Source organism: Streptomyces fulvoviolaceus (assembly GCF_000718165.1).
GTDB classification, from domain to species: domain Bacteria; phylum Actinomycetota; class Actinomycetes; order Streptomycetales; family Streptomycetaceae; genus Streptomyces; species Streptomyces fulvoviolaceus.
The window spans coordinates 1-204 of record NZ_JOEY01000249.1 but is presented as its reverse complement, the minus strand read 5'-3'; the positions used below and the strand labels follow the sequence as shown (position 1 = coordinate 204).

Sequence of the window (204 nt, the reverse complement as noted above, 5' to 3'; positions counted from 1 at the left end):
CCCGAAGTCGAACGCGTCCTGTACGAACACCCCGCCATCCTCGAAGCCGCCGTCGTCGGCCTCACCCACCCCCGCTGGGGCGAAGTCCCCCGCGCCTTCATCGTCTTCCGACCCGGCACCAGCGCGGGGACGGACGAGTTGCGGGACTTCTGCCGCACCCGGCTGGCCAAGTTCAAGGTGCCGGTCCGCTTCGACGTCGTCGAC

1 protein-coding gene is annotated in these 204 nt (G+C 70.1%); it reads left to right on the top strand.

The genetic code is table 11. The features are described from left to right. Nucleotides 1–204, top strand: a 204-nt coding sequence (locus IG08_RS55590; RefSeq protein ID WP_043457905.1) for an AMP-binding enzyme, incomplete at both ends; no start/stop codon positions are given.